The sequence below is a fragment of the Oscillochloris sp. ZM17-4 genome (genome assembly GCF_019599295.1).
Classification (GTDB): Bacteria; Chloroflexota; Chloroflexia; order Chloroflexales; family Chloroflexaceae; genus Oscillochloris.
In genome coordinates this window covers 17588-24276 of the sequence record NZ_JAIEWN010000043.1, presented here as the reverse complement: position 1 = coordinate 24276, position 6689 = coordinate 17588, and the positions used below count along the sequence as shown (strand labels likewise).

Here is a 6689-nt window from a genome sequence, read left to right as displayed (position 1 = left end):
CGACCTGGGGGTCGGTGCGGATGGCGGTGATGCCGGGGGCGACCTCGGCGAAGGTATTGGCCACGCCGGCGGCGCGCAGGGCGGCGATGCTGGTCCACGTCTGGCCCTGGGGCGGCAGATACTGGCGGTCATCGAGGCAGATCGGGCAGCTATCGGGCGTGGTGGAGGGGAACTGGGTGCCACAGGTGGCGCAGATCGCGAGATCCATGGGCGGCTCCTTCTCTCAGGTGCGGGCGACTCCTAGCGCGGGTGTTGGTCGCGCGTAGCATCAAGATAGCAGCATCACACGCCTGTGGGGAGACTCAGAGGGCGGACGAGCGACTGATCGCTCGTCCGCCCTTTGCTCAGCCCTGGGGCCGAGGGCTACCGGATGATCGTGCGGCGGATGCCGTCAACCGCGCCCTGGGCGGTGCCGATATAGGCCTTGTAGACGTTGGCCCGCCCGAAGATCAGCGGCGTGGCGATGCCGACCATCAGGACGGCGGGGATCCAGAGCAGGGCGCCGAAGAAGGAGGCCAGCCAGGCGAAGATCAGGCCGCCGCCGACGAGCATGTTGAGCAGGGCGGTGCTGCCGCGCTGGGCATAGGACATGCCGATCAGCTCACGCAGGTTGGCGATCAGCAGCAGGGCGCCGGCGAAGGCGCCGAAGTGGAGCGCCAGGCTCGTGTCGAGGAAGCGCATCACGAAGTAGATCGCCGCCACGACAGCGATGATCCCCGCGACATAGAGGTAGATCGGCTTGATGCGGAAGCCCCCGATATTGGTGTAGCCGCCGCCGCCGTTGTAGTTCCCGTTGCCGTTATACATCGTCTATTCCTTTGTTGCCGGATGCCGGTAACAGCTACTGGCCACACCGGTGTTGTCTGGCGGTATGACGATGGCCATCGGGTGAGTGTTGCAGCAGAGCGCAGAGCGCAGATTGGCAATACCGCAGAAGTATGGTTACTCCTCAAAGACGGCGCGCACGCGGAACATGCCATCCTGCGTGTCAGGGGCGTTTGCCAGGGCCTGCTCGGTTGTCAGCTTGCCGGTCACGGCGTCGGGGCGGGTCACGCTGACGAGGCCGGTGACCTGGGAGGTGGCGGGGACGCCGGTGACATCAACCTCCTGGAGCATGGCGATATAGTCGAGGATATCGGAGAGCTGGCCGCGCATCTGCTCCAGCTCCTCGGCATTGAGGCGCAGGCGGGCGAGGCGGGCGACGTGCTCAACTTCGGCGGAGGACAGAGACATAGGGCACCTCATGGAGCACTGAGCGATATGATTGAGCCGCTGAGCCACGGAATTCCGCGCCTTGCCGCGCATGGTGTGCTTGGCGCATGCTCAATCATCTCGCCCTTGCTATAGGGATCGGCGGCTAGATCCATTATATCAGCTCAAGAGCGGAGATCGACAGCGCCTGCGCTACCCCGCCAGCCCCGACTTCGTGGGGGGGTCGGGGCTCGCATCTGCCGCCGTGAGCTTCCGGCGGGTATAGTCCAGGCGCTGGGCGGCGGTGATATGCGAGGCGATGCCGACGGCGATCACTGCCCACTCAAGGATGCGGATCTGGGGCAGGAGGGGCTGGGCGAGGAGGCCGAGGATGAGCAGGGCGAGCTTCTCCTGGCGACCGGCGAAGCCGACGTTGCAGGAGGCGATCATCCCCGTCGACTCGGCGCGCGCCCGGACATAGCTGGCCATAATCATGCCGAAGAGGGCGAAGAGCACCCAGATAGGCGCTACCGCGCCGGAGAGCATGACGCCGCCCAGGATAAAGAACTCGGCGTAGCGATCTGTCACATGGTCGAGGACGGTCCCGTAGGGGCCGGCGGTGCGCGCGGCCCGCGCGGTGGCGCCATCGAGGACATCAGCCAGGCCGACAAGCAAGATTCCGACGACGCCCCACCAGAACAGCGCCTGCGCGATGAGGTAGCCCGCAAGGATGCTCAGGGCGAGGCTGAGATAGGTGAGCATATTCGCGGTCAGGCCCATCCGCATACAGATGCGCCCAAGAGGAAGGGTGATCTGCTCGTAGGCCTGGCGAACACGGGCAAGCGCTGGCATCATCGCACAGACTCCTCACATGCTGCATGCAGAGTGGCTCCAGAGCGGTGTCTCCAGGGCCGACATGTTTCACGTGAAACATGTCGGCCCTGGAGACACCGCTCTGTCACAAGCACTCAACTCTGACGCTGGAACAAGAGCGTATCAAGACGCTGGGAGACTTCCGCAAGGGTGATCGGAGCCTCCGGCCCCGTGTGCTCAATCCAGATCGACGCCACAGCCGCCCCGGTACAGCCGGCGCGATACAGGTCTTCAGGATCCGTCAGGTAGGCATGAATAAATCCTGCCATATAGGTATCCCCCGCACCAGTAGGGTCGCGTGCATCTGTTGGGTAGGCCGGGATTGCGATCTGGCGGCGGCCATCGTCAATAAAGGAGCCGGCCTCCGCCAGAGTCACGATCGCCATCTCGCAGCCGAGGGAGCGCAGCGCACTGGCGGCAGCCGCGACATCTTCGCGCGGCTCAATCCCGGTTAGCACCCGAGTCTCCAGCTCATTCGCCTTGATCAGCCGACAGTGGCGGGCGACATCCGGAAAATCAGCGGGGGTATCGTGCTCGATACGACCATCAGCGCCAATGCGGCGGAGCATCCCCTGAGGGTCGAGGAAGATTGGGGCAGAGCTCTGCCGCCGAATATCCTCAATGAGCGAGAGAGGAGTCTCCTGTAGGATCGGGCCGACAATGATCGCGGCGGTATCTGCTGCGATGGGCGGGAGCTGCGTGATCGGGCCAGCGACCCCAAGCACGTCAAGCGTACGATCCCCGCGCCGGTCATACACAAGGCGAAAGCCGCCGGTCTGGGTGTCGGGGTGTGTGCGCGCCGATACCCCAAAGCGAGCCATATCTGCCGCAAACACATCCCTAAAGTCTGGACCAACCCGGCCAACCAGCATCGTCTGGCGGCCAAGGCGGGACAGCGCGAGGCACGCATTGGTCGAGCACCCTGAGAGCACCCGGCCAGGGGTGGAGATGGACGGCGTGATGATCTCATCATAGACCGGGTTCCCAAACGCCAGTATCGATGCCATAGGGCTGCCCATCCATCACGAGCTCACGATATATCACCGACGCTGCGAGCGAAGCATTGTGCGCTCTATTCTATCACCAGACAAGGCTGTAGAGGAGGCAGTTCAGCGTGGCTGTTCGCTCCACAGCGCTACAGCCCGACATATAGCATTGTGTCAGGCTGTAGCGCTGTCAGACTATTGGGGCAGACGGTCAATCCAGTTTGAGCCTTACCCCAGTCAAAGTCCTCACCTCGCCGGCGCACCCGTGCTGAGGAGCAATCCACCGACCGCTCCAAGCGCAGATGGGCGTCGCAGACAGGGGGCATGATACGACGCGAAAGGGGTAAGTCACAGGCTGACAGTGCGGGGGCAAGCGCCAAGATCAGCGGCGCAGCAGATCAACCACTCCGATCAGCGATTCACGGCCGCCTCACTCTGCCCCGCCAAGCCGCTCATAGAGGCCCTGGAGCTGCTCATCGCTGTAGAGCGTGATCGTGAGGCGTACCGTGTTGCCAGTTCGTATGAGCTGCGCCGGGGTCTGGAGAAGCTCCTCAAAGAGGCGCTGGGCCTCAGCATCCTCGGGGGAGAGCGCCCTCGGCTCGCGTGGATCTGCGGCGGCGGGGCGAGCTACATCTCGCTTCGACGAGGCCGAGCCGCCGAGCACAGCCCCACGATCGCGGACCTGGGACAGCGCGCTCTCCAGCGAGGCCCCCTCGGCGACCAGACCGCAGAGGCGCTCCGTCTCGCGGGCGCCTAGTCCCTGGGAGAGCGCGCTGTCCAGCACCCGCGCCTGCTGGATCGCATCGTCGATGCGCAGCAGCGCCTGGGCCTGCGCCGGGTTAATCGTCCCGCTCAGGAGGGCCTGGCGCGCGGCGGGGGCGAGCGTCGCCTGAAGGGAGATCTCGCCAACCCGCTCGGCCTCGCGGACGCTGAGATCGCGGCGGATGATCAGGTCAAGGGCGGCGCTCTGGGCCTCAGCGTCGTCGAAGCGCAGCAGGGCGCGGCCGTGTCCGGCGCTGATCGCCCCGTCAAGGAGCGCCTGGCGCGCCGGGGCGATCAGCTTGATCAGCCGCCGCGCGTTGACGATCGCGACCCGGCTCTTGCCGACCCGCCGGGCGACATCCTCATCCGTCAGGCCAAACTCATCCTTGAGAGTCTGGAAGGCGATGCCCTCCTCAAGGGGGTTCAGGTCAGCCCGCTGCACATTCTCAACCAGAGCGAGCTCCAGCAGCTGCTGGGGGGTCGCGCTCTTCACCAGCACCGGGATCTCGCTGAGCCCCGCGCGCCGGGCGGCCCGCCAGCGCCGCTCGCCGGCGATCAGCTCAAACCCGCCGGCGCCATCCTCGCTCACGATCAGCGGCTGGATGACCCCGTGCTCGCGGATCGAGGCTGCGAGATCATCGAGGGCCTGCTCGTCGAAGCGGGTGCGCGGCTGGCTGCGATTCTCGTGGATGCTATCGATCTGGGCCAGGCGAACCGTCTGCGCCCCCTGCGCCATGCCGCTCGGTATCAGCGCGTCCAGCCCGCTCCCAAGGCCGCGTCTCCTGCTCATAGGGCCTCCCGTTGTAAGACTTCATCGGCCAGGGCCGCGTAGGCCTGGGCGCTACGACCCAGAGGATCGTACTCTGCGATGAGTTTACCGTAGCTGGGGGCCTCTGAGATACGGACGCTGCGCGGAATCAGGGTGCGGCAGATCAGGCGCGGGAAGTGGCGCTGGACCTCCTCGACAACCTGCTGCGCGAGGTTCGTGCGCCCATCATACATGGTCATCACCACGCCGAGGATGCGCAGCGAGGGGTTGAGCCCGTCGCGCACCCGCTCAAGCGTCCCCTTAAGCTGGGCCAGGCCTTCCAGGGCCAGGTACTCGCACTGAAGCGGGATCAAGACGCTATGCGCCGCGCTCAGGGCGTTCAGAGTCAGCAGCCCAAGCGACGGAGGGCAGTCAATGATCACATGGTCGTAGGCCGCCGAAATCTGGAGGAGCGCGCCGCCGAGCCTGCGCTCGCGCCGCTCTGCGCCAACGAGCTCGACGGCGGCCCCGGCGAGATCCTCGTCTGCCGCGATCAGATCGAGTCGCTCGCGGCCGCTTGAGAGGATGGCGCTGGCGGGATCGGCGGTCTCCATCAACAGATCGTAGGTCGTCGCACGGAGATCGCGCTTTGAGATACCCAGGCTTGTCGTCGCATTGCCCTGAGGGTCACTATCCACCAGGAGCACGCGCTGGCCGCGTCGTACGAGCTCGCCAGCAAGGTTCACGGCGGTGGTCGTCTTACCTACACCGCCCTTCTGGTTCGCGAGCGCCAGGATACGCATACGCCTTGTGGAAGAGTCCTGTTTCACGTGAAACACCAGATCGGTAGAATACGTAGCTCAGGCGCTATTGTAACACGGGAGACTACGGACTCATCATCCAACCCCTGAAGGAGATCCCTGAGTCGATGACGCGGTTGGCGCGCACAGCCTCCGGCGATTTGCCGCGTAGATAGCCGGCAAACACTTTTGAGGCAATACCGCAGAAGTCACGCTGTCACCCAGGAAGCCACATCTCCATGTCACACTGAGCGAAGCGAAGGGTCTTCCCACAACGACCATGGGAAGATTCCTCGCTGCGCTCCTCAGAAACATCTGCCGGAAAAGACCTGACAGGTGGCGCGCACCGGTGCATATCAGCAATTCAGAGGGGATGCGTGCGCGCCACATGTCAGGTCTGGGAGGTTTCTCCCGGCGCCACTGGCCGCTGGCCATCAGATACTCAGAATGACACCATTGACAGCGTGACTTCTGCGGCAGGCCTCTAGGCCATCGATGTCCGGGGGGCCAAGGTCGAGCAGGATGAGATCTGGCTGATCGCGGACGGCCAGCCCCTGCGCGCTGCCGCCGTCATAGGCTACCCACACCCCGTAGCCCCGCCCCGCATAGTACACCATCGGCAGCTGGCAGATATCCGCCGCATCATCCACGATCAGCAACTTCGGCGCCCCACTCATCGCATCCCTCCGCTTGCGCTGTCCACGATCAGACTCAGCAATAGAGTACGATCCTCGATATAACGTCTCTGTTACGTGAAGATCTCGCCGCACCAGATCATCAAGCCGGTAGCCGACTCCGATCAGCGTCTCCAAGTAGCGCGGGCGCGATGCCGTGTCGCCTAGCGCCTGACGCAGTCTATTGATCTGTACACGCATTGTATTCGTCAGATCATTTACATCCGAATTTCACACGTACTCGAGCAGCTGCCCCTGACTCACGACCTCACCCCGACAGCGCAGCATGTACTCCAGGAGCCGCAGCTGCTTGCGTGGCAACGCAACCCGCCGCTCAGCAACCCAGACCTCACCGGTCGCCGGGTCGAGCCACAGCTCGACGCAGTCCAGCACCGGCTGGCGCACGCGCATATCCCGCCGCAGCAGCGCCCGCACCCGCGCCACCAGCTCCAGGTAGTCGAACGGATTCCTCAGATAGTCGTCGGCGCCAGCGTCCAGAGTGACTCAGCCGCTCACTTAGGCTCTCAATGATCCTTACGGCAGCACGGTCAGCGGATTCACCGCCCGCCCGTTCACCAGCACCGTGAAGTGCAGGTGGACGCCGGTCGAGTAGCCGCCGCCCGCCCGGTCGTAGGTGCTGCCCATCGAGCCGATC

Annotated in this window: 8 protein-coding genes and 1 pseudogene; all 9 read right to left on the bottom strand. The window is 64.6% G+C overall.

Annotation, left to right across the window (positions count from 1 at the left end):
• Positions 1-208 (bottom strand): annotated as a pseudogene (locus K2Z83_RS22565) (MBL fold metallo-hydrolase); the annotation flags it as partial.
• Positions 209-363: 155 nt separating this feature from the next.
• Complete coding sequence (locus K2Z83_RS22560) at positions 364-807, bottom strand: hypothetical protein (protein WP_220597431.1); 444 nt, start codon at positions 805-807, stop codon at positions 364-366.
• A gap of 135 nt (positions 808-942) precedes the next feature.
• The gene (gene gatC, locus K2Z83_RS22555; protein ID WP_220597430.1) at positions 943-1233 is read right to left on the bottom strand and encodes an Asp-tRNA(Asn)/Glu-tRNA(Gln) amidotransferase subunit GatC; all 291 of its coding nucleotides are present in this window, start codon (positions 1231-1233) and stop codon (positions 943-945) included.
• 171 nt (positions 1234-1404) lie between these two features.
• On the bottom strand, positions 1405-2046 hold the full coding sequence (locus tag K2Z83_RS22550) for a CDP-alcohol phosphatidyltransferase family protein (protein ID WP_220597429.1): 642 nt from the start codon (positions 2044-2046) through the stop codon (positions 1405-1407).
• 113 nt (positions 2047-2159) lie between these two features.
• Complete coding sequence (locus K2Z83_RS22545) at positions 2160-3071, bottom strand: PfkB family carbohydrate kinase (RefSeq protein WP_220597428.1); 912 nt, start codon at positions 3069-3071, stop codon at positions 2160-2162.
• 409 nt (positions 3072-3480) lie between these two features.
• On the bottom strand, positions 3481-4602 hold the full coding sequence (locus tag K2Z83_RS22540) for a ParB/RepB/Spo0J family partition protein (protein ID WP_220597427.1): 1122 nt from the start codon (positions 4600-4602) through the stop codon (positions 3481-3483).
• Positions 4599-5363, bottom strand: coding sequence for a ParA family protein (locus K2Z83_RS22535; RefSeq protein WP_220597426.1), 765 nt, complete (start codon positions 5361-5363; stop codon positions 4599-4601). Before K2Z83_RS22535 ends, K2Z83_RS22540 begins: the two co-directional genes overlap by 4 nt.
• Before the next feature lie 431 nt (positions 5364-5794).
• Positions 5795-6247, bottom strand: coding sequence for a winged helix-turn-helix domain-containing protein (locus K2Z83_RS22530; RefSeq protein WP_305082519.1), 453 nt, complete (start codon positions 6245-6247; stop codon positions 5795-5797).
• A gap of 18 nt (positions 6248-6265) precedes the next feature.
• On the bottom strand, positions 6266-6478 hold the full coding sequence (locus K2Z83_RS22525; protein WP_220597425.1) for a hypothetical protein: 213 nt from the start codon (positions 6476-6478) through the stop codon (positions 6266-6268).
• Positions 6479-6689: the final 211 nt, after the last annotated feature.